General features: G+C 67.3%; 23 protein-coding genes and 1 pseudogene. 14 read left to right on the top strand and 10 right to left on the bottom strand.

Features of this window, described 5'->3' with window-relative positions:
- Nucleotides 1–39 precede the first annotated feature (39 nt).
- Entirely contained in the window at nucleotides 40–1,785 is a 1,746-nt protein-coding gene (locus N5E02_RS02060) for a putative porin (RefSeq protein ID WP_188238528.1), read from the top strand.
- 97 nt (nucleotides 1,786–1,882) lie between these two features.
- On the top strand, nucleotides 1,883–2,212 hold the full coding sequence (locus N5E02_RS02065) for a hypothetical protein (RefSeq protein WP_053500994.1): 330 nt from the start codon (nucleotides 1,883–1,885) through the stop codon (nucleotides 2,210–2,212).
- A 63-nt stretch (nucleotides 2,213–2,275) separates the two neighbouring features.
- Here the strand turns inward: N5E02_RS02065 and N5E02_RS20915 are convergent.
- Nucleotides 2,276–2,423, bottom strand: a pseudogene (locus tag N5E02_RS20915) (OsmC family peroxiredoxin); the annotation flags it as partial.
- Between the two features lie 129 nt (nucleotides 2,424–2,552).
- Between N5E02_RS20915 and N5E02_RS02070 the strand changes: the two are divergent.
- The 5 genes from N5E02_RS02070 (at nucleotide 2,553) to N5E02_RS02090 (ending at nucleotide 6,276) form a co-directional block, all read left to right on the top strand.
- Entirely contained in the window at nucleotides 2,553–2,957 is a 405-nt protein-coding gene (locus tag N5E02_RS02070; protein WP_005416747.1) for a response regulator, read from the top strand.
- A 9-nt stretch (nucleotides 2,958–2,966) separates the two neighbouring features.
- Complete coding sequence (locus N5E02_RS02075) at nucleotides 2,967–4,553, top strand: PAS domain-containing protein (protein WP_065196385.1); 1,587 nt, start codon at nucleotides 2,967–2,969, stop codon at nucleotides 4,551–4,553.
- A 70-nt stretch (nucleotides 4,554–4,623) separates the two neighbouring features.
- Entirely contained in the window at nucleotides 4,624–4,965 is a 342-nt protein-coding gene (locus tag N5E02_RS02080; protein WP_065177688.1) for a type II toxin-antitoxin system prevent-host-death family antitoxin, read from the top strand.
- A 3-nt stretch (nucleotides 4,966–4,968) separates the two neighbouring features.
- A complete protein-coding gene (locus N5E02_RS02085) occupies nucleotides 4,969–5,595 on the top strand; it encodes an AAA family ATPase (RefSeq protein WP_065177689.1) in 627 nt (208 codons plus the stop codon).
- A gap of 63 nt (nucleotides 5,596–5,658) precedes the next feature.
- Nucleotides 5,659–6,276 (top strand): hypothetical protein, encoded by a 618-nt coding sequence (locus N5E02_RS02090; RefSeq protein WP_188238529.1) that lies wholly within the window; start codon nucleotides 5,659–5,661, stop codon nucleotides 6,274–6,276.
- An 84-nt stretch (nucleotides 6,277–6,360) separates the two neighbouring features.
- Here the strand turns inward: N5E02_RS02090 and proP are convergent, their stop codons facing one another.
- On the bottom strand, nucleotides 6,361–7,848 hold the full coding sequence (proP, locus tag N5E02_RS02095; RefSeq protein WP_188238530.1) for a glycine betaine/L-proline transporter ProP: 1,488 nt from the start codon (nucleotides 7,846–7,848) through the stop codon (nucleotides 6,361–6,363).
- A 568-nt stretch (nucleotides 7,849–8,416) separates the two neighbouring features.
- Between proP and N5E02_RS02100 the strand changes: the two genes are divergently transcribed.
- Both N5E02_RS02100 and N5E02_RS02105 read left to right on the top strand, forming a co-directional pair.
- On the top strand, nucleotides 8,417–8,833 hold the full coding sequence (locus N5E02_RS02100) for a host attachment family protein (protein WP_065177692.1): 417 nt from the start codon (nucleotides 8,417–8,419) through the stop codon (nucleotides 8,831–8,833).
- A 5-nt stretch (nucleotides 8,834–8,838) separates the two neighbouring features.
- A complete protein-coding gene (locus tag N5E02_RS02105) occupies nucleotides 8,839–9,162 on the top strand; it encodes a thioredoxin family protein (protein ID WP_188238531.1) in 324 nt (107 codons plus the stop codon).
- 59 nt (nucleotides 9,163–9,221) lie between these two features.
- Here the strand turns inward: N5E02_RS02105 and N5E02_RS02110 are convergent, their stop codons facing one another.
- Entirely contained in the window at nucleotides 9,222–9,467 is a 246-nt protein-coding gene (locus tag N5E02_RS02110; RefSeq protein ID WP_188238532.1) for a hypothetical protein, read from the bottom strand.
- A 461-nt stretch (nucleotides 9,468–9,928) separates the two neighbouring features.
- Between N5E02_RS02110 and N5E02_RS02115 the strand changes: the two genes are divergently transcribed.
- Nucleotides 9,929–12,280, top strand: coding sequence for a GH92 family glycosyl hydrolase (locus N5E02_RS02115; protein WP_188238533.1), 2,352 nt, complete (start codon nucleotides 9,929–9,931; stop codon nucleotides 12,278–12,280).
- Between the two features lie 143 nt (nucleotides 12,281–12,423).
- Here N5E02_RS02115 and N5E02_RS02120 read toward each other — a convergent pair whose 3' ends face one another.
- Nucleotides 12,424–13,797 carry a sensor histidine kinase gene (locus tag N5E02_RS02120; RefSeq protein WP_279945786.1) on the bottom strand — a complete coding sequence of 458 codons (1,374 nt, stop codon included), beginning with the start codon at nucleotides 13,795–13,797 and terminating at the stop codon, nucleotides 12,424–12,426.
- A complete protein-coding gene (locus N5E02_RS02125) occupies nucleotides 13,790–14,464 on the bottom strand; it encodes a response regulator (protein WP_065177697.1) in 675 nt (224 codons plus the stop codon). Before N5E02_RS02125 ends, N5E02_RS02120 begins: the two co-directional genes overlap by 8 nt.
- A gap of 62 nt (nucleotides 14,465–14,526) precedes the next feature.
- On the opposite strand from N5E02_RS02125, the gene N5E02_RS02130 reads away from it, so the two are divergent.
- From N5E02_RS02130 to N5E02_RS02140, 3 genes are read left to right on the top strand one after another with little or no spacing between them, the layout of a single operon-like run.
- Complete coding sequence (locus N5E02_RS02130) at nucleotides 14,527–15,774, top strand: TolC family protein (RefSeq protein WP_065177698.1); 1,248 nt, start codon at nucleotides 14,527–14,529, stop codon at nucleotides 15,772–15,774.
- Nucleotides 15,771–16,943, top strand: a complete 1,173-nt coding sequence (locus N5E02_RS02135; RefSeq protein WP_164092811.1) for an efflux RND transporter periplasmic adaptor subunit — start codon at nucleotides 15,771–15,773, stop codon at nucleotides 16,941–16,943. Before N5E02_RS02130 ends, N5E02_RS02135 begins: the two co-directional genes overlap by 4 nt.
- Nucleotides 16,940–20,017, top strand: a complete 3,078-nt coding sequence (locus N5E02_RS02140) for a CusA/CzcA family heavy metal efflux RND transporter (RefSeq protein WP_188238534.1) — start codon at nucleotides 16,940–16,942, stop codon at nucleotides 20,015–20,017. Before N5E02_RS02135 ends, N5E02_RS02140 begins: the two co-directional genes overlap by 4 nt.
- Nucleotides 20,018–20,182: 165 nt before the next feature.
- Here the strand turns inward: N5E02_RS02140 and N5E02_RS02145 are convergent, their stop codons facing one another.
- Entirely contained in the window at nucleotides 20,183–20,926 is a 744-nt protein-coding gene (locus N5E02_RS02145; RefSeq protein WP_188238535.1) for an SDR family oxidoreductase, read from the bottom strand.
- A 106-nt stretch (nucleotides 20,927–21,032) separates the two neighbouring features.
- Between N5E02_RS02145 and N5E02_RS02150 the strand changes: the two genes are divergently transcribed.
- Nucleotides 21,033–21,986 (top strand): LysR family transcriptional regulator, encoded by a 954-nt coding sequence (locus N5E02_RS02150; RefSeq protein WP_164229105.1) that lies wholly within the window; start codon nucleotides 21,033–21,035, stop codon nucleotides 21,984–21,986.
- A gap of 19 nt (nucleotides 21,987–22,005) precedes the next feature.
- On the opposite strand, the gene N5E02_RS02155 is transcribed toward N5E02_RS02150, so the two are convergent.
- The 4 genes from N5E02_RS02155 to dkgB are packed head-to-tail and all read right to left on the bottom strand — an operon-like array spanning nucleotide 22,006 to nucleotide 25,073.
- Nucleotides 22,006–22,329, bottom strand: coding sequence for an adenylate cyclase (locus N5E02_RS02155; protein WP_065177703.1), 324 nt, complete (start codon nucleotides 22,327–22,329; stop codon nucleotides 22,006–22,008).
- Complete coding sequence (locus tag N5E02_RS02160) at nucleotides 22,326–23,264, bottom strand: cyclase family protein (protein WP_111176457.1); 939 nt, start codon at nucleotides 23,262–23,264, stop codon at nucleotides 22,326–22,328. The genes N5E02_RS02155 and N5E02_RS02160 overlap by 4 nt, the downstream gene beginning before the upstream one ends.
- 19 nt (nucleotides 23,265–23,283) lie before the next feature.
- Nucleotides 23,284–24,258 carry a TIGR03571 family LLM class oxidoreductase gene (locus N5E02_RS02165; RefSeq protein ID WP_065177704.1) on the bottom strand — a complete coding sequence of 325 codons (975 nt, stop codon included), beginning with the start codon at nucleotides 24,256–24,258 and terminating at the stop codon, nucleotides 23,284–23,286.
- An 11-nt stretch (nucleotides 24,259–24,269) separates the two neighbouring features.
- Nucleotides 24,270–25,073, bottom strand: a complete 804-nt coding sequence (dkgB, locus tag N5E02_RS02170; RefSeq protein WP_164229108.1) for a 2,5-didehydrogluconate reductase DkgB — start codon at nucleotides 25,071–25,073, stop codon at nucleotides 24,270–24,272.
- Between the last annotated feature and the right edge of the window lie 44 nt (nucleotides 25,074–25,117).

Genomic DNA, 25,117 nt, shown 5'->3' on the forward strand with positions numbered 1-25,117 from the left:
CCGACCTCCATGATTTCCCTTCATTCGATGAGAACCGTGATGAACGACCACGTCCGCGCACGAACCGATTCCCGCCGCCCGCCGCCGGCCCGACGGGCGCTGCTGTGCTGCGCCGTGCTGCTCAGCCTGGCCGCCCCGGCCGGCGCGATGGCCGCCGAAACCACCATGGTCAAGCTGATCAAGGGGTTGATCGCCAGCGGTGCACTGAAACCCGAAGACGGCCAGGCATTGCTGGTGCAGGCGCAGGCCGAAGCAGCAGCGTTGCAGCACACCGCAGCCGCCGGGACACCGGCCGCCAGTGGTGGCGTGGCCCTGGAGGCCGGTGACGTGCGCGTGCCGTACGTACCGCAGAGCGTGCGCGACGGCATTCGTGACGAAGTGCGCCAGGAGGTGATGACGCAGGCCAGGTCCGAGGGCTGGGCGGCGCCGAACGAAGTGGCTGAGTGGACCAAACGCATCAAGGTCACCGGTGACATGCGCGTGCGCAGCGAGTCGCGCTTCTTCTCCGAACGCAACAGCGACATCGTCAGCAACTGGTCGTCGATCAATTCCGGCAACGGCTTCGACACCAATACCAACACCAACCTGCAGCTGCCACCGCTGCTGAACACCCGCCAGGACCGCCGCAACCTGTGGCGCATCCGCGCCCGCCTCGGCATCGAGGCGACCATCGGCCAGCACACCACGGCTGGCGTGCGCCTGGCCAGCGGCAGCAGCAATGGCCCGGTGTCGACCACCGAGCAGCTGGGCGGTGGCCTGAGCAAGAAGGACGTGTGGCTGGACCAGGCCTGGCTGGCCTACAGTCCGGCCGATTGGGTGACGGTGCGCGGCGGCCGCTTCGGCAATCCGTTCTGGACCAGCGATACGCTGTTCTCCAACGACCTGAACTTCGACGGCCTGGCCGCCAACCTGCAGTACGATTCCGACGGCGGTGACCTCGGCCTGTTCGCCAACCTGGCAGTGGTACCGCTGGAGTACACCTCCGACAGCGCGCCCAGCCAGAGCCGGGTCAAGACCCCGAACGAGAACAAGTGGCTGTCCGGTGCGCAGGTGGGCGTGAACTGGCGCTTCACCGACGACAACGCGCTGCGCGCGGCGCTGGGCTACTACGATTTCAAGAACATCAGCGGCCGCCTGTCCTCGCCGTGCGCGCTGTACGCAGGCGCGGTCGGCTGCGATACCGACTGGTCGCGCCCGGCCTTCATGCAGAAGGGCAACACCCTGATGCTGATCCGCGACATCGCACGCAACCCGCTGGATCCAGCCAACACGCCCACCCCGCAGTACGTCGGCCTGGCCTCGGCATTCCGCCTGGCCACGCTGAACCTGCGCTGGGATACGCAGCTGGCCCAGGGCATCGGCCTGCGCCTGGACGGCGACTACATCCGCAACCTGGCCTACGACAAGCAGGCGATGCTCAGCCGCGCCAACAACGGCATCGTCAACAACTACGGCGCCGGTGGTACCGCCAGCATCGACACCTTCCGCAGCGGCGACACCGCCTGGATGGTGCAGGCCACCTTCGGTGCCACCGACCTGAAGGAGAAGGGCCAGTGGCAGGCGCTGCTGGGCTACAAGCGCATCGAGGCCGATGCGCTGCCGGACGCCTACAACGACCCGAACTTCCACCTCGGAGGCACCAATGCCCGCGGCTACTACGTGGGCGGCGCCTACGCGCTGGACGCGCGCAGCTGGATCAGCGGCAAGTGGATGGCGGCCAAGGAAGTGTCCGGTGCCCCACTGTCGATCGATGTGTTCCAGCTGGAGTTCAATACCGGGTTCTGAGTGACGGCGTGATGTGGATCACGTAGTGCGTGGCGGGGGCGCAGCGATGCGCCCGTCTAAGGAAAGGAGACCACACGCTGCACATAAGGAGGAGTGGATGAGCCGTCGCAAGCTGTTCGAGAGTTCCGAACCGTCCAGCCGATCGCTGGGCATCGGCCCGGCCTATGTCTCGGTGGAGGGGCTGCGCCAGCACCTGGCGGAGTTCCTGCTGTACGCAGGCCGGCCGGTGGTGATCATGCGCGGGCGCAGCGAAGTGGGGTATTTCCTGCCAGCGCGCTGCTGGCGCCAGCGTGACGATGATCCGCTGGCCGCCGCCGCCGCCGACGAACTGCTGGACGCGGCCGGGTTCCAGGCCGAGGATATCCAGCAGGTAGAGCAGGAATTCAACGCGATGCGCCAGCGCACCGTACTGCATTCACGGCGCTGAGCCTTTTGCAGAGCCGGGCATGGGTTTGGCTCTACAGTAGATCCACGCCATGCGTGGATGGGGTTACGCAGCACCCCCGTGCTCACTGGTGATGCGTGCACCCTCGCGCATCACCAGGGTCTTCTCCGCCACTTCCAGCGCTGGCATGCAGCACGCGGTGCACGTGGAAACGGCCATCCTCGTCACGTTCCGAGCGCAGCTCGGCATGGAAGCTGCAATGCCGGAGTGAATGCGCCGCGGCTGCGATCTTCATCGATCATCACGCGCCCTTGTAGCCCGGTTCGCGCATCCTACGACCGTTGCGGCGGAGGTGGGCCGCGTGTATCGAGGAGCGCCGGTCGTGCTGGAAGCGGGCAACAAACCAGAAGGCCTGAAAGGGTTGAGAGTACTGGTGGCGGAAGATGAATTCGCCATCGCGATGTTCCTGGTGGACTACCTGGAGCTGAAGGGCGCGCAGGTGGTGGGACCGGCCGGGGACCTGCAGGCACTCGGCCGGCTGCTGGATGACAACCCCATCGATGTGGCCCTGCTGGACATCAACCTGGGCGGTGAACAGGTGTATCCGCTGGCCGACCGGCTGGCCGAAGCGGGTACGCCGTTCATGCTGACCTCTGGCTACGATGACAACCTGCCCAGCCGCTTCGCGGATGCGCCTCGCTGCACCAAGCCCTATCACATCGAGGCCCTGGTCCAGCAGCTGGCAGGACTGGTGGCGACGCCGCAGGCCCCTGCGGGCATCGCCTGATTGCGCGGCATGTCGCGCCGCACCGAAGGCCTCCGGGCCGTTGAGCGCCCGGCAGGCATGCCGCCGTCGCTGCAGGCCCATGCGCGCCATGACGGCATGGCCGCCCGCATTGCCCGGCACGACTGGTCAGGCACGCCATTGGGTGCGATCGAGCAATGGCCGCCGCACCTGCGCGCCACCGTCGACCTGATGCTTGCGCACGGCTTCCCGATGATTGTGCTGTGGGGCGAGCAGCTGGTGCAGCTCTACAACGATGGCTATGCCGAGATCCTGGCTGACAAGCATCCTGGCGGACTGGGCCAGCCGACGCGCGAGTGCTGGCCCGAGGTCTGGCACATCAATGGCCCGATCTACCAGCGTGTGTGGCAGGGCGAGACCATCACCTATGAGGACAAGCTCTATCCGCTGGCGCGGCGTGGGCGCTTGGAGGATGTCTGGTTCACCATCACCTACAGCCCCATACGCGGAGAGGACGGGTGCATCAACGGCGTGCTGGTGACCATGTTCGAAACGACCGCTGCGCACGTCGCGCAGGCGGCCCGCGAACGCGAGGAACAGAAGCGCCGTGAGAGCGACCGCCGGTTGGCGCTGGCCTTCAAGGTGCTGCCGGTGGGTGTCTGCATTGTCGACGCCGACGGCAACCTGCAGCTGTCCAACGACCAGATGCGGACCTATCTTCCCACCGGCAAGGTGCCCTCCACGGATCGCCCCAACCACTATCGGTGGCAGGGGGTGCATCCCGATGGCTCGCGCATCGAACCCCACGATTTCGCCATCGCCCGCGCCCTGCGGGGGGAGACGATGGTCCCGGGCCTGGAGTTCCAGTTCATCCATGACGACGGGCGCGCGCGCTGGACACGCGTCGCCGCCGCACCGCTGCGTGATGCCGATGGCGCGGTGAGTGGCGTGTTCGCGATCGCAGTGGACATCGACGATCTCAAGCGTGCCACCGAGCGCCAGTCGGTGCTGCTGGCCGAACTGCAGCATCGGGTGCGCAACATCATGTCGACCATCCATGCCATTGCCTGGCGGACCCGCGTATCGGTCGGCAGCGTGGACGAGTATGCCGAGCGCCTGTGCGCGCGGCTGATGTCACTGGCGCGCACGCAGAGCCTGTTGACCCGCGGCGCCAATGTAGGGGTCTGCCTGCGCGGCATGCTCGAGGAGGAGATCGCGGCGCAGGCACCGGCGGCCGCCGCCTGTCACCTGCAGGGCGAGGATGTGCTGTTGCCACCGAAGGCGGCCGAAGTACTGTCGCTGGCCATCCATGAGCTGGCCGCCAATGCGCTCCGGCACGGCGCGTTGGCCCACGAGGACGGGCGGGTTGATGTCTGCTGGCACCTGCAGGTGCAGGACGGGCAGCCGTGGCTGGGCCTGCACTGGTGCGAGCGCCATGCCGAGGTGGAGGGGTGGGAGATGCCACGCCAGCGTGGCCTGGGCCGGGTCCTGATCGAGCAGCGGGTGCCCTATGAACTGGCCGGCAGCGGCGAGCTGCGCTTTACCCCGCAAGGCCTGGATGCCTGGATCCGCTTCCCGCTGCGCGATCGCGACAGCCTGCTGCAGACCGACGCCCCGGACACCGGGCTGCCTGGGTAAAAGGGCATTTATCTCCAATTTGGCCAAATTGGGTATAGTGGTTCCCATCCGCCCCGCCTGGAGCCGTGCCATGACCCTGCCGCTGGATCTGCCTGGCCTCGAAAAGGCCCCGGCCTCGTCGGTGAAGACCCGCGGCTGGCCGAGCCTGATGCGCACCGTGCGCGAAAAGCAGGCGCTGGTCATCACCAACCACAATCACCCGGAAGCGGTGATCGTGGACATCCGCACCTACCAGGAACTGCTGGCCAAGGCCGCTGGCGGCGATGCCGGTGAGCGCAACGAGGAACTGCAGCGCCTGCGCAACGAGTTCGACCAGACCCTGGCCGGGCTGCAGCGCGGTGAAGGGCTGGGCAAGGTGCTGGGCCAGCCGATCCGGCGCGGCCGCAAGGTCACCCTCGGCCGCCCGCTCTGATCGATGGGACGCATCCTGGCGCTGGCCGGTGTCAATGGCGCCGGCAAGAGTTCGCTGCTGGGCACCTGGCTGGACGCCGAAGGGCTGAGCTGGTTCAACCCGGACGCGTTCACCCGTCGCCTGGTCGACGCCGGCTGGTCGCTGCCGGAGGCCAACGCCGAGGCATGGCAGGAAGGCACCCGCCGCCTGCGCCAGACCATGGCCGATGGCACCGACTTCGCCTTCGAGACGACGCTCGGCGGCAACACCATTCCGCGCCTGCTGCGTGAGGCCTGCGAACGGCATCAGGTGGCGATCTGGTTCTGTGGGCTGGCCGATGTTGAGCTGCATATCGCCCGTGTTGCTGCGCGGGTGGCCGCCGGTGGCCATGACATTCCAGTCGAGAAGATCCGCGCGCGTTTCGATTCCGCGCGCGCGAACCTGCTGGAGCTGCTGCCGCACCTGGCCGAGTTGCACGTCTACGACAACAGCGCACCGGCCGACGCGCAGGGTTGCGTGGTGCCGCTGCCGGTATTGGCCATGGCTGCAGGCGAACTGCAGTACCCGATTGCCGTAGCCGACCTGCTGCACACGCCCGGCTGGGCCAAGCCCATCGTGATGCGTGCAATGGAATCGAACACCCCGCGCTAGATCCACGCCATGCGGGGATGCCTTGGCTGTGGTTAGACTGGCCGCACACCCAAGGAGGATGACATGCACGGACCTGCGATGTTCCGCTCCACTTCGACCTGCCTGGCGCTTGCTGCGCTGGCGCTGTCCAGCCTGACGGCGATGGCCGCGCCGGCCGCGTCCAAGCGGATGGTGGCGCCGCCCAGCCTGGTACAGGCGTATCGGGCCGCCGAAGCCAATCTGCGGCTGATTCCCGGCGATGACATTGAATCCGAGTTCCGTCCGGTGTGGACCGCTGTTGCCGATCTCGATGGCGATGGCCGTGCCGAGGTCGTGTATTTCTACACGTCCACCTACACCGGCGGCAGCTTCGCGCAGAGCAATGTGGTGGCGGTGATGACGGCGCTGACAGCGAACGATCCGCGTGGCCAGGAGAACCCGAAGAGCCTGTCGCCGGTGGAGGCAGAGGACTATGCCGCCATCCGCAGGTATGGCTATGGCGATGATGCCGGCATCCAGATTCCGGGCGCGGTGCAGTCGATCCGAATCGAAGGCAACCGGATCATCGTTGCCTTCACCGTTACCGCAGGCGCAACGGTCTGCGAAATTCCCCGCGATTTCCGCCACGTCTGTCCGCCGGACGGAAACTACACCTGGACGCTGCGTTGGACGCCGGGGAAGCTGACCCGCATCAAGACGTAGCGCCATGCAGCGCCGGGCGTATCCACCCGGCGCCACTTGGCCCATCGATCCACGCCATGCGTGGATCGCATTCTGCACCCGGCCTCAGGCAGGCTTCACCTGCTCGGGCTCGGCAACATCCGGCAGCGGCGGCAAGGTCGGGTCCACCGTCACCGGCACATCGCTCTTCAACAGCGCGGCCGCTTCCTTGTCGCTGCCGACGGCCGGCGGTGAACCGCGCAGCGGCAGGCCGGCGGTTTCCTTCACGAACAGCATGGTCACCAGGCCGATCACCGCCGCGCCCATCAGGTAATAGGCCGGCACCAGCGGGTCGCCGGTACGCTCCACCAGCCACGCGGTCACCAGCGGCGTGGTGCCACCGAACAGCGACACCGACACATTGAAGGCGATCGACAGCGCGCTGTAGCGCACCGGGGTGTAGAACAGCGCCGGCAGCGTGGACGGCATCGAGCTGGTGAAGCACACGAGCGCCAGCCCCAGCAGCATCAGGCCCAGGAAGATCAGTCCGTCATTGCCGCTGCCCACCAGCAGCAGGCAGGGCACCGCCAACACCAGCAGCGCGATGCAGGCGCCAATGATCATCGGCCGGCGGCCCAGCCGGTCACTGAACAATCCGCCGACGATGTTCAGCGGCATCATCACCAGCATCACGATGATGATCAGCAGCAGGCCCTTGCTCTCGGCATAGCCCATGGTGACGCTGAGGTAGCTGGGCATGTAGGTCAGCAGCATGTAGTCGGTCACGTTGAACACCAGTACCAGGCCCATGCACACCAGCAGCTGGCGGCCATGCACCTGGAACAGCGCGCCCAGCCCGGGCCGGTCGTGCTCGCGCTTCTCGGCTTCCTCGGCGAAGGCGCGGAACGCCGGGGTTTCCTCCAGCTTCATGCGCATGTACAGGCCGAGCAGGCCCAGCGGGCCGGCCACCAGGAACGGAATGCGCCAGCCCCAGTCCAGCATCTGTTCGCTGCTCAACACCATGTGCAGCGCGGTCACGGTACCGGCGCCGGCGATATAGCCGCCCAGCGTGCCGAACTCCAGCCAGCTGCCCATCAGGCCGCGGTTGCGGTCGGTGGAGTATTCGGCGATGAAGGTCGCCGCGCCGCCATATTCACCGCCGGTGGAAAAGCCCTGCACCACGCGTGCGAGCAGCAACAGCACCGGTGCCCAGATGCCGATGCGCTCGTAGGCGGGAATCAGGCCGATCGAAAAGGTGCCCAGCGCCATCAGGACCATGGTGAACGCCAGCACTTTCTGGCGGCCGTAGCGATCACCCAGCGGGCCGAACACCAGGCCGCCCAGCGGCCGTACCAGGAACGCTACGGTGAACGTGGCGAACGCGGCGATCACCTGCGCGGTGGGATTGCTGGAGGGGAAGAACACCTGGCCGATGGTGACCGCCAGATAGCCGTAGACACCGAAGTCGAACCACTCCATGGCATTGCCAAGTGCGGCCGCGCCGACGGCGCGCTTGAGCATGGGCTTGTCGACGACGGTGATCTCATCGACCTTCAGGTGGCGGCGGCGTTTGAACCAGCCGAAGTGGGCGTGTGCCTCGGGGGTGTCCTGCATGGGGCTCCCTTGTAAGTGGAAGAGGTGAATAGACGGTGGGCTAGGTCCCGGAAATCGGAAACGGCGATGCAGGCGCAGGTGGCGCAGGGGCATCGGTGAGTGGCGTGGGGGCCGGGGAATGTGTGCAGGCACGACGCCACGCGCACGGCAACGCACCGCCGCAACGGCGGAAACGCAGCAACAGGATCACTGCGGTCGCGCAGTCAGCGGCCGGAGGTCACAGCAGCGTAGGGAGGGCAGGCCAGAGCGCCTGCGGGCGTCATCCGCCAGGATCCAGCGCGAGGCGGTGGAAGGGCAGGGCGGGAGCCATCGTGGCAAGCGAAGCGCCGGTCGGCAGTGCTTTCCACGTAACAGGTGCGCCCGTCACGTAGTGGGTCGTGTCGATCATCCGTTCATCATAACGGCATCGGCGTGAGCATGCAGAGAAGCGGCCTGATCTGCACGCTGTGTTCCATCACGCCTGTTCATCCGCGCAGCGTGCACTGACATGCGTTGAACGAACTCTGGCCGCAGCGCTCACGCAACGCTGTCTACGGTAGCGCTGAACGCAATCGAGAAGGAGCATCGCATGACCCGTCGCATTCCCGAAGGTACGCTGATCATCGTCGCCGATGGTGGTTCGGCCCGCGTGTTCACCAACGTCGGCAACGAACATCAACTGGCGTTGAAGCAGGAAGGCGAACTGCGCCTGCAGGACATCAGCGAGCAGGGTGTCTCCGGGCAGGGGCCGGCCGGTGCGGTGCCGAAAGACATGTCCATTTCGCAGCTCAACGAGGCGACGTTCGCCAAGCAGGTGGCGGAGCAGTTGAACGAAGATGCGCTCAACAACCGCTTTGCACACCTGGTGCTGGTGGCAGACCCCACCACGCTGGGCCGTATCCGCCCGCTGCTGCACAAGGAGGTCCAGGCCCGCCTGCTGGGCGACATTGCCAAGGACCTGACAAACGCCCCGCTGGCGGATATCCAGAAAGCGTTGGCGGCGTAACCGGCATGCCGTTCATGCGTGACTACCTGGCGGCGGAGCCCGCTGGCGCGGACGTGGACGCGCAGGCGTGCTGGCTGCTGCTCGAGTTCGGTGCACCCTGGTGTGGTCACTGCCAGGCCGCGCAGCCCGCACTCCAGGCGCTTGTCGACGCCCACGATCCGGTGCATTGGAAGATCGAGGATGGCAAGGGAAAGCCGCTGGGGCGTGCTTTCAACGTAAAACTGTGGCCCACCGTGGTGCTGTTGCATGACGGCCAGGAGGTGGCGCGGGTGGTGAGGCCGATCGACAGCGCCGACCTCGCCACCTTGCAGGGCGCATTGCCGGGCTGAGGGCAGCAATCGCTGCGTGCGGTGAGCACGGCGCCGAGCAGGTTCGGCTGCGTCGCGGTCTAGTGATAGGTCACCTTTTCCGCTTCCGCACGCGGCTTCTGCAGCAACGACCGACCATGCTGGCTCAGCATGACCATCGCGTCGGCGATCTCTTTGGCGTTGTAGCCCATCGGTGCGGGTGGCTTCGGCTCGGGGCCGCACTGCTCGCCGATGAGGATGGCCATGCCTTCGGCACTGTTGAGGGCATGTTCGATACGCTGGAACAGCGATTCCATGGCCGGGCTGAGCGGACGCGTGTGTTTCATGCGGAAACTCCTTGGGAAGCGAGGGCCACCGCAAGGGTGGCGGGCGATGCGTGCTTGGAACTCCCGGAAGGAACAGAGAAAACCGGAGGGCCTGACGGCCACACGCAGCGCCCGCCGCAGTTACGACGAGCTATCTCTGTCCTTCTTTTCGGGGGTTCCAATCCCGGCAGCGGGATGTCCGCTGCGGCGCCATTCTGGGCAGATCGAGGCGCTGCGCACCAATTGATGGTTCGTCTCGCTTTGTCCCGCTCCGAAGGCGCGGTTTTTCAGAAGTGCATGTGTGGAGATCCACTGCCGTATTGGCACCGATCTGGAAGCGGGAAGCCGGAAGCCTATGAGGCGATTCGTCGTCCGGCCATGCAATTATGTGCAAATCATCGTGCCGGTTCCGGCGGCCGCACTGCAGCATGCGACAGGGCAGGGCCGGTGCTACTCTCTGACCACCACCTGAATCGATCCAAATGCCGATGCCCACGCTGGACCGTCGTCTCCTGATCGCTGTCGCCGCCACGGCGATGTTCGCTTCCGGCCTGGCCAGTGCGGCCCCAGCCAGAACCGCCGCCGACAAGGCATACGCCTCGGTCGATCCGTTCATCGGCACCGGTGGCGAGGGCCATACCTACCCGGGGGCCACGGTGCCGTTCGGCATGGTCCAGCTCAGCCCGGACACGCGTATCCAGCCGCGTGAAAAGGCCTATGGCTGGGCGGCGGGCTACCGCTATGACGACAGCAGCATCGTCGGCTTCTCGCATACGCATTTCTCCGGCACCGGTCATTCAGACCTGGGCGACATCCTGCTGATGCCGTTCACCGGCAATCCGGGCCTGGAGCGCGGCGATCCGGAGAAGCCGCGCAGCGGCTATGCCTCACGCTTTCGCCACGCTGACGAGAAGGCCGAGCCGGGCTACTACGCGGTCACCCTGGATGACTACAAGGTGCGCGCCGAACTGACCACCAGTGCGCGCGTGGGCGTGCACCGCTATGCCTTCCCCAAGGGCACCGACGCCAAGGTGCTGCTGGACATGCGTACCAGCATGTACGACTACCCGGGCAAGGTGCTGTGGTCGCGGGTGCGGGTGCGCGCCGATGGCACGGTGACCGGCTTCCGCGAAACCCGAGGCTGGGCGCCGGGCCGCCAGCTGTACTTTGCGATGCGCTTCTCACGCCCGCTGGCCGGGCATGAGCTGCACAACACCGAGCAGGACATCGTCTACAAGGGCTTTCCGCCGCCGGGCGAAAAGGACCCGGCACAGCGCGCCCAGATCGAGGGTCGTCAGCTGGTTGGTACGTTCGCTTTCGGCAAGCTCGATGCACCGCTGGTGGTGAAGGTGGCGATCTCGCCGGTCAGTGAAGCCGGTGCCATCGCCAACCTCGACGCGGAAGTGGCCGACTTCGATTTCGACCGCGTGCGTGCACAGGCGAAGCAGGAGTGGACGCAGGCACTGTCCGTGCTGGACATTGACGCGCCGGAACATGCGCGGCGCAGTGCCTATACCGCGCTGTACCACACGATGCTGGGGCCGACGCTGTTCATGGATGCCGATGGCCAGTACCGCGGCGCGGACAATGCCGTGCACAAGGCCGATGGCTTCACGCACTATTCGACGTTCTCGCTGTGGGACACCTACCGCGCGTTGCACCCGCTGCTGACCTTGGTGCAGCCGGGAAAGCGCAACAGCGACTTCATCAACTCCATGCTGGCCCACCACGAGCACAGCCCCTACGGCATGCTGCCGGTGTGGTCGTTCCACGGCCTGGAGGACTGGTGCATGATCGGCTACCACGCCGTGCCGGTGATCGCCGATGCCTACGTGAAGGGCATTCGTGGCTTCGATGCCGACAAGGCGCTGAAGGCAATGGTCGAGACCGCCAATTACGGCCCTTACGACGGCATCGCGCAGTACCGTGAGCTGGGCTATGTGCCGATCGACGAGGAAGGTGAAGCGGCCAGCAAGACGCTGGAGTACGCCTTCGACGACTGGACCATCGCACGCATGGCGCAGGCCATGGGCAAGGCCGATATCGCGGCGACCTTCGACAAGCGCGCAGGCAACTGGCGCAATGCCTTCGACAAGGACACCGGCTTCATGCGCGCGCGCAAGCGCGATGGCAGTTTCCGCACGCCCTTCGACCCCAGCGCCAGCGGCTACGGCACCGACTATACCGAGGGCAACGCATGGCAGTATTCGTGGTACGTGCCGCAGGACGTCGCTGGCCTGGCCGCCGCGCACGGGGGCAGCGACAAGCTGCTCGCGCGCCTGGACGAGGTGTTCAACGCCAAGGTGGATCCATCGATCTTCGAGCACATGGAAGACATCACCGGCCTGATCGGCTGGTATGCGCACGGCAACGAGCCCAGCCACCACGTGGCCTACCTGTATTCGTACGCCGGCCAGCCGTGGCGCACCCAGGCGCGGCTGAAGCAGATCATGGATACCCAGTATGCCGACCGTCCCGATGGCCTGGCCGGCAACGATGACGTCGGCCAGATGTCGGCGTGGTATGTGTTCACCGCGCTGGGCTTCTACCCGGTGGCACCGGGCTCGGGCGAGTACATCCTGGGCCGTCCGTTCCTGCCCAGGACCGCGATTCGTCTGCCGAACGGCAAGACGTTCACCATCGTGGCCGAGGGGCTGGATGACGCGCACACGTATGTGGGCAGCGTGACGTTGAACGGCAAGCCGCTGCAGCGTACCTTCCTGCGCCACGACGAGATCCTGGCCGGTGGCGAACTGCGCTTCAGCATGCAGGCCGAGCCGAACAAGGACTGGCCGGGGCAGGGCGCGCAGGCGCCCTATTCGATGAGCCGGTGACGCGCACTCGGTAGGTGCCGACCTTGGTCGGCACGCTTCACGGGTGACCAGGAACCTGTGGAGCCGAGCCCATGCTCGGCTCAGGCATCGTGCCAGGAGCAGCCGAGCATGGGCTCGGCTCTACAAGGGCGGTTCAACAGCGCTCATCGGAACCGCAACCCCACCCGCGCACCGCCGATCGGGGCGGTATCAATCATCAAGGTCGCGCCATGCCGTTGCGCGATCTCGGCCACAATCGCCAGTCCGAGCCCGCAGCCGTCGCCCTCGCTGCTGGCCCGGTAGAAGCGTTCTGTGACGCGCGCGCGTTCGGCTTCGGCGATGCCGGCGCCGTCATCGTCCACCCATACCTGCACGCCGTCGGTTCCCTGCCGAACGCCGAGGGTGATGACTCCGGGCGTGGCGCCGTAGCGCAGCGCGTTGTCCAGCAGGTTGCCCAACACCTCGCGCAGCAACTGCGCATCGCCCTGTAGCTGCACGCCGTCGTCGGGTCCGTCGTAACCCAGGTCCACGCCCGCAGCCAACGCACGGTCAGCGTAGCGCTCGACCACGCCACGCGCCAGCGCGGCCAGATCCAGAGGCTGCAGCGGCAGTGCGCTGCCCTGTGGATCTTCCGAGCGGCTGAGCATCAGCAGCTGGTTGACCAGGTGCTGCAGCCGTGCCAGCCCGGCCAGCGTGCCGGACAACGCCAGCTGCTGGGCCTGCGGATCCTGGTGGCGGAGTGAGCTCTCCAGCTCCACCTGCATTGCCGCCAGCGGCGTGCGCAGCTGGTGCGCGGCATTGCTGACGAAGCGCCGTTGCGCGGCCTGCATGGCGTCCAGTCGTTGCAACAGCGCGTTGTAGGCCTCCACCGCCGGCCACAGCTCGCGTGGCGCCTCCTGCGCGGGTTCCAGGGGCGCCAGTGGGTCCGGGCGGGGGCTGGCCAAGCGCCGCGCCACCTGGTTGGCATGGCGTGCGGCCGCGCCGGTCCCGGACCAGGCCAGCCACGCGGCAAGCGTGAGGATCGCAGCCTGGAACGGGATGCTGGTCAGCAGCAGCTTGCGCTCCAGCCGGTGGCGCTTGCGCAGCGTCTCGGCTACGCGCAGCCGGATATCGTGGCCCGGTCCGGCACTGACGAGGACTTCGACCATGCGCACCGGCTGCCCGCGCAGGCGCGCATCGTAATAAACCGCGTCGTCGCTTGATGCGGCGGTGGCCGGGCGCGGCAGCGCTTCGGCCAAGTCGCCATATAAGCGTCCACCCGCAGCATCGACCACTTCGCCATGCACTTCGTCGGCGGTGTCCCAGCTGAACATACGTGACACCGCGGGCGTGATCTCGATTGATGCATGACCCTCCTGTACCGTCACCAGCTCGGACAGGGACATCGCCGAGTCCAGCAGCCAGCGGTCATAGACCTGACCGGCGTAGAAGCGCGCCAGCGCGAAGGAACCCACCGCGCTGCACATCAGCAGCACCAGCAGCGGCAGCCACAGGCGGCGCAGCAGCAGGCTCCGCAGGCTGTGCACGCGCTCAGTCACCGCTGGCCTCCAGGCGATAACCCAGGCCACGCAGCATGCGGATGCCGACGCCGGCACGCGCGTGTTCCAGCTTGCGGCGCAGGCGACTGACATGCACTTCGATCACCGACAAGCTGGCCTCGTGGTCCCAGCTGTACAAAGCGTCGAACAGGCGCTGCTTGGTGACGGTGCGGCCGGGATGCTGCATCAGTGCTTCGACCAGCGACAGCTCGCGGGCGGTCAGTTCGATGCGCTGGCCGTCCACCTGCGCCTCATTGCGGATGCTGTCGAAGCACAAACGGCCCAACCGCTTCTGCGCCGGTGCATCGCTGCGGCGACGCGACAGCGCACGCAGGCGGGCTTCCAGTTCCCCCAGTGCAAATGGCTTGGCGAGATAGTCGTCGCCACCCCGGTCGAGGCCGAGGATGCGGTCCTCCACGCCATCGCGCGCCGTGAGGATCAGCACCGGCAGGGTGACACCGTCGTTGCGCAGGCGCGAGAGCAGGTCGAGGCCATCGACGTCGGGCAATGAAAGGTCGAGCACCATCACGTCATATGGCGCGCTGGCCAGTGCAGCGGGTGCATGCAGCCCGCGCGAGAGGTGGTCGCACAGATGACCCGCGCCCTGCAGGGCACGGATCAGTCCATCGGCCAGGGCGGCGTCGTCTTCGATCAGCAGGATTCGCATTGCAAGCTTCGTGCAAGGTTGGGGCAAGTTTGGCGCAAGTGCGTCACCTTACCGTGACGCGCATGAACTTCTTCCCTTGCCTTGCGGCTGTGTTGGCCGCCCTCCTGTGCGCACCTGCGGCGTCGGCGCTTTCCCTGCAGGAGGCGCAGCGCGCCATGGAAGCACACAACCCGGACCTGCGTGTGGCGGCACTGGCGCTGCGTGGCGTGCAGGGCGACGCGCAGACGGCGGCGCTGCGTCCAGCGACCGAGCTGTCGATCGGCACCAGCAAGCTCAGCCCCAGGCACGGCGTCGGCCCGGGCCGCTGGCAGGACAAGCGGATGGACAGCACCGTGGGCCTGGGCTGGACCTGGGAACGCGGTGGCAAGCGCGCGTTGCGTATCCGCCAGGCCGATGCGCTGCTGGAGGTGGCCGGGCTGGAGATGCTCGATGCGCGGCGTCGCCAGCAGGTGGCGCTGCATGAGGCCTACTTCGGCCTGAAGCGCGCGCAGGAGCGGGTGCAGATTGCCGAGGCCAACCGCCAGAGTTCGGCCGAACAGATGGCGGCAGCCGACAAGCAGGTTGCCACCGGGGCGATGGCGCCGGTCGACCGCGCGCGGCTGGCGGTGGACGATCTGGCGGTGGCCGACGCGGCGCGCGAGGCGGCCCTGGATCTGCGCGATGCACGGCATGCGCTGGGCCTCCTGCTCGGGCGTGACGACAGCGGTGACCTCAGCGCCGATGATCCCTGGCCGGACCTCGCAGGCGTTGCCGCAACGCGCGCGTTCGATCCGCAGCAGCGTGCCGATCTGCGCGCAGCGCGTTCGCGCCTGGCCGCGGCCGATGCCGGTGTAGCACTGGCGCGCAGCGAGCGCCATCGCGATGTCCAGCTGGGTGTGGAAGCCGAACGCGAGCCGACCGACATCAGCGGTGTGACCTGGGGCGTGTCGTTGACCATTCCACTCGGTGGCCCATCGCGTGCACGCGGCGCGATGCAGCGTGCCGAGGCCGACCGTGATAGTGCGGCGCTGGAACTGCAGGTGCTGCAGCGCGAAGCGCGCGCCGAACTTGACCTGCTGCAGGCCAGCGCGCAGTCCGCCGCGCAGCGCCGCAGCGACTACGAAGGACTGCAGTCCGACGCTGCGCGCAAGGCGGTACAGGGCATCGAACTGGCCTACCGGCGCGGCGCCGCCAGCCTGACCGATCTGCTGGATGCGCGCCGCAGCTGGCGCGAATTCGAGGCCGCGCTGATCGAAGCGCGTGCCGACCATGCCATTGCCCTGGCGCGCTGGGAAGCGGCCACATCCGTTGTTGAAGGAGAGTCCCGATGAAGTCCACCGTCGCCCGTCGCCTGCGTGCGCGACATGCCGTGCTGCCGGCCCTGCTGGCGCTGGCCCTGCTGGGCGGCTGCGGCCGCGAACCGGCGTCGTATACCGAGGACGCGCCGCAGGTCAGTGCCGGCCAGATCCAGTTTCCAGCCGGCAGCCGCCAGCTGGACGTGCTGCGCAGCGAGGCGGTGACCGCCGGCGCCAGCGCCAGCCTGCAGCTGCCGGGCCGGGTGGCCTGGGACGAGACACGCTCCAGTGCACTGCGCACGCCGTTGCCGGGTCAGGTGGCGCGCATCGAGGCGCAGCCGGGGCAGAGAGTGAAGGCAGGGCAGGTGATCGCCTGGATCACCTCGCCGGAGTTCGGCCAGGCCCAGGCCGAGGGCGCGCGTGGCCGTGCCGAACTGCAGCAGGCACGCAAGGAGCTGGAGCGCACCCGCGAGCTGCACGCCGCGGGTGTGGCGTCGGGCCGTGAACTGGATGAAGCCGAAGCGAGCTTTGCCGGCAGCCAGGCCGATCATGCGCGCGCGACTGCATTCGCCCGGGCCTATGGCAATGGCCAGCGCGTGGACCAGCTCCTGCCGCTGCGCGCCCCCATCGATGGCGTGCTGGTGGAGCGGCGGATGAATCCGGGCATGTCGGTCAGTCCCGACAGCGAGCAGCCATTGGCAGTGATCGGCGATCCGGACCGCCTGTGGCTGCTGCTGGATGTTCCTGAAAGCCTGGCAGGGCGGTTGAAGGCCGGCATGCAGGTGAGCGTGCCCGGCGCCGATGGACAGCCGCTGCAGGCGACCCTGCAGCACGTGGATGACTTCATCGACAGCGAACGCCGGGTGGTGCAGGCGCGTGCCGAGCTGGACAACCGCGCACGTGGCTTCAAGGCCGGGCAGTACGTGCGCGCCCAGGTGGCGTTGCCGTCCGAGGGCGGTGTCTCGCTGCCCGACGCCGCGGTGTTGCTGATCGACGGAAAGCAGGTGGTGTTCGTGGAGGAAGGCAAGGGCCGCTTCGTGCGCCACGCGGTGCACGCCGAGGAGCTGGGTGACGGCCGCCTGTGGGTGCGTGAAGGCCTGGCGCCGGGCAGCAGAGTGGTCGTCGAGGGTGGCCTGCTGCTGCAACAGCTGGTGGACAGCGCGCCGGCAGCCGTCAGCACCGGCACGGGGCGCGCCGCGCCATGATCGATCGCCTGATTGCCTATTGCCTGCGCCAGCCGCTGATGGTGATGCTGGCGCTGCTGCTGTTCATCGGCGCTGGCATCGCCGCGTTCCGCGTGCTGCCGGTGGAAGCCTTCCCGGATGTGTCCGACACCCAGGTGACGGTGGTGTCGCTGCACCCGGGCCGTGCCGCCGAAGAGGTCGAGCGCGAGGTGACGATGCCGCTGGAAGTGGCGCTGTCTGGCATTCCGCATTCGGTGCGGGTGTTCTCGCACACCCAGTTCGGCCTGTCGATGATCATCCTGACCTTCGACGACAAGGCCGATGACTACTTCGCACGCCAGCAGGTGCTGGAGCGCCTGCAGGGCGTGGAGCTGCCAGAAGGGGTGACCCCGGAGCTGGAGGCGATGAGCTCGGCGGTGGGCGAGATCTACCGCTATGTGCTGAAAGGCCCGCACCTGACCCCGACCCAGCTGCGCACCGTGCAGGAATGGACGATGGAGCGTAGCCTGCGCACCGTTCCTGGAGTGGCCGATGTGATCAGCTTCGGTGGCTTTGCGCGCACCTTCCAGGTCAAACCGGATTTGGACAAGCTGCGTGACCGCGGCATCAGCCTCGGTGAGTTCGCCGAGGCGCTGGAGAAGGGGAGTTCGAACGCGGGCGGCGGCTATGTGGAACGCGGCCAGCAGCAGTTCCTGATCCGCGGCGTCGGTCTGATGCGTTCGCCGGCCGACATCGGCAACGTGGTGGTCGCGCAGCGCAGTGGCACGCCGATCCTGGTGCGCGACCTGGCCGGCATCGCCGATACCGGCCTGCCCCGGCAGGGCCTGGTCGGCCAGGATGACAACGACGATGCGGTGTTCGGCATGGTGCTGATGCGCAAGGGCGAGAACCCGTCCGACGTGCTCGATGCCCTGCATGCGCGCATCGCCGAGATCGAAGCGAACCAGCTTCCGGCCGGTGTCAGCATCGAGCCGTTCTACGACCGCTCGTGGCTGGTCTCGACCACGCTGAAAACCGTCTTCCGCAACCTGCTGGAAGGCGCAGTGCTGGTGTTCCTGGTGCTGTGGCTGTTCCTGTACAACGCCCGCGCCGCGCTGATCGTGGCGGCGATGATGCCGCTGGCCCTGCTGTCGACCTTCCTTGGCCTGCATCTGTGGGGCGTACCGGCCAACCTGTTGTCGCTGGGTGCGATGGACTTCGGCATCATCATCGATGGCGCGGTGATCGTGACCGAACACATCGTGTCGCGGCTGTCGAAGCTGCCGCCGAACGCTGACAGGAAGACGCGCTTCTCTACCGTACTCTCGGCAGCCTCCGAAGTGGGGCGCCCAACGTTCTTCTCGATGCTGATCATCATCGCCGCACACATCCCGATCTTCACCCTGCAGCGCCAGGAGGGCCGAATGTTCGCGCCGATGGCGTACTCGGTGACCTCGGCGTTGATCGGTGCGTTGATCCTCGCACTGACCGTGGTGCCACTGTTCTGCTACTGGTGGCTGCGCCGCGACCGCATGCGCGATGGCAATCCGCTGATGGACCGCCTGACCGGCTGGTACAAGCCGATCCTGGAGCGTGCATTGGCCCGCCCGCGTGCGGTGGTACTGACCGCAGTTGCGCTGCTGGTCGGCACGCTGGCATTGGGCACCCGGTTGGGTTCGGAGTTCCTGCCCGAGCTGGACGAAGGCTCGATCTGGTTGACCGCCACGCTCGACCCGAGCACCAGCCTGGCCGAGGCGCAGCAGCAGTCGCGGCGCATCCGTGAGCTGGTCGGCACTTTCCCGCAGGTATCGACCGTGGTGGCCAAGTTGGGGCGCCCGGAAGACGGATCCGATGCCAAGGGCGCCAACCAGATCGAGGCGCTGGTGGCGTTGAAGCCTGAGAAGGAATGGCCGAAGGGCGTGGACAAGCGCCAGCTGGTGAGCGATCTGCAGCGCACCTTGGAGCAGCGGATTCCCGGGCCGGAGTTCTCGATCTCGCAGCCGGTGCGCGACAACATCCTGGAGAGCATCTCGCAGATCAAGGGCCAGGTGGTGATCAAGGTCAGCGGCTCGGACCTGGATGTACTGAACCAGCACGCGCAGGCGATCCTGGGGCAGGTGCGTGGCGTGGAGGGCGTAGAGAGTGCCTTCATTGATCGTGACGGCTCATTGCCGCAGCTGCAGATCGAGATCGACCGCGATCGTGCGGCACGCTATGGACTGAATGTGCGCGACATCGACGAGGTGATCGAGACCGCACTGGGCGGGCGCCAGGTTGGTGAACTGTGGGAAGGTGACCGCAGGTTCCCGATCACGCTGCGCCTGGACGACGCCGACCGTGACCTGCAACGGTTGCGCACGGTGCCGGTGGGCATTGGCGATGGCCACACCGTGACGCTGTCCGACGTGGCCGAGTTCCGCATGGCCAGTGGCGCGATCAACATCTCGCGTGAGAACGCACAGCGGGTGAAGGCGGTGAGCATCTTCATCGCCGGCCGCGACATGGGCAGCGTGGTGGCCGACATGCGCAAGCGCGTGGACGCCAGCGTGCAGCTGCCGGACGGCTACCGGCTGGAGTGGTCTGGCGAGTTCGAGAACCAGCAGCGTGCGATGGAGCGGCTGGGCTGGGTGATTCCGCTGTCGGTGCTGATCATCTTCGTGCTGCTGTTCGATGCCTTCAAGGACATCAGCAGCGCTGCGCTGATCCTGGCCAACGTGCCACTGGCGATGATCGGCGGCATCCTGGCCCTGTGGCTGACCGGCATTCCGCTGTCGGTGTCGGCGGCGATCGGTTTCATCGCGTTGTTCGGGCAAGCAGTGCTGAACGGGGTGGTGATGCTCAGTCGCTTCGCCCAGCTGCGCGAGCAGGGCATGGACCTGCTGCAGTCGGTGGTGCAAGGTTCGCTGCAGCGCCTGCGCACGGTGCTGATGACCGCACTACTGGCGATGTTCGGCCTGCTGCCGATGGCCACCTCGCATGCGATTGGTGCCGAGACGCAGAAGCCGCTGGCGGTGGTGGTGATCGGCGGCCTGCTGTCGGCGATGCTGTTGACCCTGCTGGTACTGCCCACGCTGTACTACTGGGTACACCAGCGCCGCGAGGCCCATGGCGCCTGACCTGACGGTAGCGCCGAGCCCGCGCTCGGCTGCATCTGGCCTTCGCGCGAAGAGCAGCCGAGCATGGGCTCGGCTCTACACCGGCTTCGCGTCCTGCGTGGATTCGATCAACCGCCACGGTTTCCCAAGCAGATCCACGCCATGCGTGGATGCCGTCCGCGCGACCTAGACCATCCCACCGTTGGCGCGCAGCACCTGGCCGTTGATCCATCCGCCATCGGCACTGGCCAGGAACGCCACCGCGCCGGCGATGTCTTCCGGCGTACCCAGCCGCTCCAGAGGATTCATCTTCGCCAACCGCTCGATCAGTTCCGGTGACTTGCCGTCCAGGAACAGGTCGGTGGCGGTCGGGCCCGGCGCCACCGCGTTGACGGTGATGTTGCGCCCGCGCAGCTCCTTGCTGAGGATCGCGCCCATCGTTTCCACCGCCGCCTTGCTGGCCGCGTACACGCTGTAGTTCTCCAGCCGGATGCCGACCACGCTGGTGGACAGGGTGATCAACCGGCCACCGTCGCGCACCCGTCGTGCACTTTCGCGCAGCACATTGAAGGCGCCCTTGAGGTTGATGCCGATCACCCGATCAAACAGGGCGTCGTCGGTGTCGGCCAGCGGCGCCAGCTGCAGTACGCCCGCGCTGTTGACCACCACGTCGATGCCGCCGAAGCGGTCTTCGATGGCATCGAACAGCTGCCGCACCGCCTGCGGATCGGCGACATCGGCCTGCAGCGCGATGGCCTGTGCGCCGGCTGCGTTGAGTTCGGCCGCCAGCGCTTCGGCGTCGTCGCGGCGCCCTGAATAGTTGATGGCGATAGCGTGGCCATCGGCGGCGAGCCGGCGGGAAATGGCGGCGCCGATGCCACGGGAGCCGCCGGTGACCAGGGCGACAGGGCGGGCGGGGGAGAGGGTCATGGTGGCTTCCAGTCGGGCACGCCGGAGTGGCGCAGAGCCATCTTCGCGACATTGCCCGTTCGGATAATCCTGCATAATCCGCCAACATCATCCGGATCACCGAACAATGGATCGCTTCACGGCCATGCGCGCCTTCGTCCGTATCGTCGAGCGCCGCAGCTTCACCCGGGCCTCCGAAGACCTCGGCCTGCCACGGGCCACGGTGACCGACGCGATCAAGGCACTGGAACAGCGGCTGGGCGTGCGCCTGCTGCACCGGACCACGCGGCGGGTGGTGCCAACGCTGGAAGGCGAGGCCTTCTATGGCCGTTGCCTGCGCCTGATCGCCGACATGGATGATGCGGAGGCCGCGTTCCGTGACGCGCCGCCGCGCGGCCCGTTGCGCATTGAAGTGCATGGCACGCTGGGCCGGCACCTGCTGTTCCCGCACTTGCCGGAATTCCTGCAGCGCTACCCCGAGATCGAACTGGAGGTCAGCGAAGGCGACCGCTATGTCGATCTGCTGCGCGAAGGCGTGGATGCGGCGTTGCGGGTCGGGACGCTGGCCGACAGCGATCTGGCGGCGCGCCGGTTGACGATGCTGCGCGAGGTGACGGTCGCCTCGCCTGGCTACGTGCAGGCCAGGGGCGTGCCGGGCAGCATCGATGCCCTGCAGGACGGCCACCAGATGGTCGGCTTCCGCTCCAGCGCCAGCGGCCAGCTGATTCCGCTGGAGTTCCAGCAGGGCGGGCAGGTGCGCTACCTGCCGCTGCCGGCGCGGGTGCGTGTGTCGGGTGCGGATGCGTTCCTCGGCGCTGCGCTGGCGGGCCTGGGCATCATCCAGGCACCGCGCTACCGGATGGACCCGTATATCGCGCGCCGGCAGCTGGTGGAGCTGCTGCCGGAGGCGCCGCCGACGCCGAGTCCGTTGAGCCTGGTCTACCCGCGCAATCGCACGCCGTCGCCCCGGTTTCGGGTGTTCATCGACTGGGTGGCCGGAGTGTTCGACTCGTTCGAGGATGCCGGCCAGCGGCCGGCTCTACCGACACAGCACGCGAAGCTGTCCGACCGGAGGGGGTAGTGCCGGCCGCTGGCCGGCATCACAGCGCTGCCAACGGCCCCTGCATGCGATGGAAGCTGCCATCGGTGGCGGTGAACCAGGCCAGCGAACGCCCGCCCACGAAATCGTCGACATGCACGACCGTAGCGCCATCGGCTTCCTGCCACGAAATGGCATAGACCCCGTCGCTGATCCGCTGCCACTCGCAGGCGGCTTCGCCCTGCGCACCGGCATGGGCGCCGGAGACGATGGCGTACTGCACGTGGCGGCCATCGGCGCTGTAGACATTGTCGGCGGCCAGGCCGTCATAGCTGACGCGGAAGCGGCGGCCGGCGAACACGGGAAGGTCAGCGGCGGTGTTCATCGGATCGCCACCGGGTTGATGTTCACCTGGGTCGAGCCGACGTACAGCGGCTGGCCGAGCACGAACAGGAATTCCCAGGCCTTGTCGCGCACCAGCGCCCGGCTGTCGATCAGCTCCAGGTTGTAGATGCCGCGCTTGGCCAGCATGTACTGGTTGATCGGAAACTCCTCGGCACCGTCCGGGTTCGGGTAGACCTCCGAGGCCCAGGTGTCGCCACCGAAGGCGACGATGCCCTGGTCGGCCAGCCACTTCGCCGCCTCCATGCCGATGCCCGGTTCCACTTCCAGGAACTGTTTGTCGTCCTTGCCGATCAGTTCCAGCCAGCCGGTGTTGAACAGCACCACGTCGCCCTTGCGCAGGCTCAGGCCCTGCTTCTTCAGCACGGCCTGGATGTCGGCCACGGTGAACTCGGTGCCACCGGGCACGATCGCCTTGCCGTAGTACGCGGTCATGTCCAGCACGACGCCGCGGGTGACCATTGGCGGCACCTTCTCGACGCCGAGCTTGCGCACACCGTCCACGGTGACGAAGTCGGCGGCCTTGTTGCCGTTGTAGTAGACGTTGTCGATGCCGATATGGCCGATACCGTTGAGCTGGGTGCCAACGCCGGTCCAGGCGTTCACCAGTTCATCGTTGAAGGTGAACCTGTTGGGGCCCAGCGACTTGCCAGCCTGCTGGCCGACCTGCACGTTGTACAGGCGGAAGCTGCGGTGGCGGAACGCGGGCAGGTTCTTGTCCACCGGCACCGCCAGCGGATAGGTCTTGCCGGTCCTGACCAGCGAGACCGCGTGCTTGACCACGTCCGCGGTCAGCAGGTTGGCCGCGCCGATCTCGTCGTCGGCGCCGTAGGCGGAGGGATACCAGTCCTCGGCGGTGGCCTGGAAGGACAGCGGCAGGGTGGCCAGCGCAAGCGCGGCCAGGGTCTTCATCTTCATGGCAAAGCTCCGGTAACTGTCAGGCCGTCGCGGCGGCGGCAAGCGGGGCATGCGGCGCAGCGGCGCCGGCATGGGCCGGGAAGTGCGGCAGCACGTACTCGGCGATTTCGTGGAAGGTTTCGGCCAACGGCCGTTCATTGCGGCGGAACTGCAGGCCGATGTGGTCGACACCGGCTGCCTGCATGGCGTGCAGCTCGGCCAAAAGGGCGTTGCGGCCGCCACGCAGGCCGAAGCGCCAGCGCTGCAAGGGGGCATCAGCATCGGCCACCAGGTCCAGGTGGATGAAGCTGGCATACGGCTTGTTGCCGGCCACGGCGCGCCAGGCCGCCACGCGCTGCGCATGGTCCTGTGGCGTGCCCGGGTAGGCCAGGCAACCCTCCATGTGCTGGCCGATCCATGCCGGTTGCTGCTGGGCCAGGCCGGCCACGAACAACGGCAGGGCCGGGCCACCTGCGGGCAGCACGTCCAAGCCCTGCGGCAGGTGCGCAGCGGCGCCTTCGCGCAGCAGTGCGATCTGCTCGCGGAAGCGGCGGCCACGGCTGTCGAAGTCGCGGCCGAACAGCGGGTACTCCACCGGGCGGTCGCCACTGGCTACGCCCAGCAGCAGGCGGTCGCCGCTGAGCCGCTGCACGCTGCGCGCTGACTTCAGGGTCAGCAACGGCTCCCGGATCGGCAGCACCACCGCACCGGTGCCCAGCAGGATGTGCTCGGTGATGCCGGCCAGGTAGCCCAGGTAACTGAATACCTCGAACACCTGCGCCGCATCACCGAAGGCCGGGTCGTACACCGGCACGTCGCGTACCCAGAGCGCACGGAAGCCGAGGCGGTCGGCCAGCCGTGCCAGTTCCGCATGGCGCTGCAGGTCCGGTTCGCCGGGCAGGCGTCGCGCGGCGCGTCGTGCCTGTTCACCCAGTGGCGTCCAGTCATTGTCCAGCGGTGCCTCGATGCCGATGCTGAAGCCACCGGCCTGCAGACGCGTCAACGCACTGCCCATGGCGAGGCGCCTCAGTCCCAGTCCGGGGCCAGGCCCGGCGGATCGACTTCGCGGCCGTTGCGGTCAAGCGCGGCGATCGCGGCCATGTCATCGGCATCCAGGTGCAGGTCCTGGGCGAGCAGGTTGCTGGCCAGGTTCTCGCGCTTGGTCGAGGACGGAATGACCGAGTAACCCCGCTGCAGGGCCCACGCCAGCGCGACCTGGGCCACGGTGGCCTGGTGCTTGTCGGCGATGCCGGCCAGCACCGGGTCCTTCAGCACCTTGCCGTAGGCCAGGGTCATGTAGGAGGTGACCGCGATGCCCTGCTCCTGCAGGAAGGCGGTCAGCGCCGGGTTCTGCAGGTAGGGGCTCAGTTCGATCTGGTTGGTGGCGATCTCGCCGGTGCCGACCACCTCGATGGCCTGCCGTGTCAGTTCGATGTTGAAGTTGGACACACCGATCTGGCGGGTCAGGCCCAGCGTCTTGGCTTCAGCCAGTGCGGTCATGTATTCGCGCAGCTCAACGCCATTGCCCGGCGCCGGCCAGTGGATCAGCAGCAGGTCGACGTACCCGGTGCGCAGCTTGGCCAGGCTGTCGCGCAGGCTCGGGATCAGTTTGTCGGCAGCGTAGTTGTCGACCCAGATCTTGGTGGTCAGGAACAGCTGGTCGCGTGGCACGCCGGATTCGGCGATGGCCTGGCCGACCTCGGCTTCGTTGCCGTAGATCTGCGCCGTGTCGACGGCACGGTAGCCGACGTCAAGCGCGTTGCGTACCGAGTCGATGACGGTCTGGCCGCTCAGGCGGAAGGTGCCGACGCCAAAGGAAGGAACGCTCATGATGGACTCCAGGGATTTCGTTGCGAGCCGGCGGCTCGGGACAG

Source organism: Stenotrophomonas sp. GD03777, assembly GCF_029842485.1.
GTDB lineage: Bacteria > Pseudomonadota > Gammaproteobacteria > Xanthomonadales > Xanthomonadaceae > Stenotrophomonas > Stenotrophomonas sepilia.

What these genes read in the sequence shown, in the direction of transcription:
- N5E02_RS02060 (WP_188238528.1), top strand. Translation starts at nt 40, where the DNA reads ATGAACGACCACGTCCGCGCACGAACCGATTCCCGCCGCCCGCCGCCG.
- N5E02_RS02065 (WP_053500994.1), top strand. Translation starts at nt 1,883, where the DNA reads ATGAGCCGTCGCAAGCTGTTCGAGAGTTCCGAACCGTCCAGCCGATCG.
- N5E02_RS02075 (WP_065196385.1), top strand. Translation starts at nt 2,967, where the DNA reads ATGTCGCGCCGCACCGAAGGCCTCCGGGCCGTTGAGCGCCCGGCAGGC.
- N5E02_RS02080 (WP_065177688.1), top strand. Translation starts at nt 4,624, where the DNA reads ATGACCCTGCCGCTGGATCTGCCTGGCCTCGAAAAGGCCCCGGCCTCG.
- N5E02_RS02085 (WP_065177689.1), top strand. Translation starts at nt 4,969, where the DNA reads ATGGGACGCATCCTGGCGCTGGCCGGTGTCAATGGCGCCGGCAAGAGT.
- N5E02_RS02090 (WP_188238529.1), top strand. Translation starts at nt 5,659, where the DNA reads ATGCACGGACCTGCGATGTTCCGCTCCACTTCGACCTGCCTGGCGCTT.
- proP (WP_188238530.1), bottom strand. Translation starts at nt 7,848, where the DNA reads ATGCAGGACACCCCCGAGGCACACGCCCACTTCGGCTGGTTCAAACGC.
- N5E02_RS02100 (WP_065177692.1), top strand. Translation starts at nt 8,417, where the DNA reads ATGACCCGTCGCATTCCCGAAGGTACGCTGATCATCGTCGCCGATGGT.
- N5E02_RS02105 (WP_188238531.1), top strand. Translation starts at nt 8,839, where the DNA reads ATGCCGTTCATGCGTGACTACCTGGCGGCGGAGCCCGCTGGCGCGGAC.
- N5E02_RS02110 (WP_188238532.1), bottom strand. Translation starts at nt 9,467, where the DNA reads ATGAAACACACGCGTCCGCTCAGCCCGGCCATGGAATCGCTGTTCCAG.
- N5E02_RS02115 (WP_188238533.1), top strand. Translation starts at nt 9,929, where the DNA reads ATGCCGATGCCCACGCTGGACCGTCGTCTCCTGATCGCTGTCGCCGCC.
- N5E02_RS02125 (WP_065177697.1), bottom strand. Translation starts at nt 14,464, where the DNA reads ATGCGAATCCTGCTGATCGAAGACGACGCCGCCCTGGCCGATGGACTG.
- N5E02_RS02130 (WP_065177698.1), top strand. Translation starts at nt 14,527, where the DNA reads ATGAACTTCTTCCCTTGCCTTGCGGCTGTGTTGGCCGCCCTCCTGTGC.
- N5E02_RS02135 (WP_164092811.1), top strand. Translation starts at nt 15,771, where the DNA reads ATGAAGTCCACCGTCGCCCGTCGCCTGCGTGCGCGACATGCCGTGCTG.
- N5E02_RS02140 (WP_188238534.1), top strand. Translation starts at nt 16,940, where the DNA reads ATGATCGATCGCCTGATTGCCTATTGCCTGCGCCAGCCGCTGATGGTG.
- N5E02_RS02145 (WP_188238535.1), bottom strand. Translation starts at nt 20,926, where the DNA reads ATGACCCTCTCCCCCGCCCGCCCTGTCGCCCTGGTCACCGGCGGCTCC.
- N5E02_RS02150 (WP_164229105.1), top strand. Translation starts at nt 21,033, where the DNA reads ATGGATCGCTTCACGGCCATGCGCGCCTTCGTCCGTATCGTCGAGCGC.
- N5E02_RS02155 (WP_065177703.1), bottom strand. Translation starts at nt 22,329, where the DNA reads ATGAACACCGCCGCTGACCTTCCCGTGTTCGCCGGCCGCCGCTTCCGC.
- N5E02_RS02160 (WP_111176457.1), bottom strand. Translation starts at nt 23,264, where the DNA reads ATGAAGATGAAGACCCTGGCCGCGCTTGCGCTGGCCACCCTGCCGCTG.
- N5E02_RS02165 (WP_065177704.1), bottom strand. Translation starts at nt 24,258, where the DNA reads ATGGGCAGTGCGTTGACGCGTCTGCAGGCCGGTGGCTTCAGCATCGGC.
- dkgB (WP_164229108.1), bottom strand. Translation starts at nt 25,073, where the DNA reads ATGAGCGTTCCTTCCTTTGGCGTCGGCACCTTCCGCCTGAGCGGCCAG.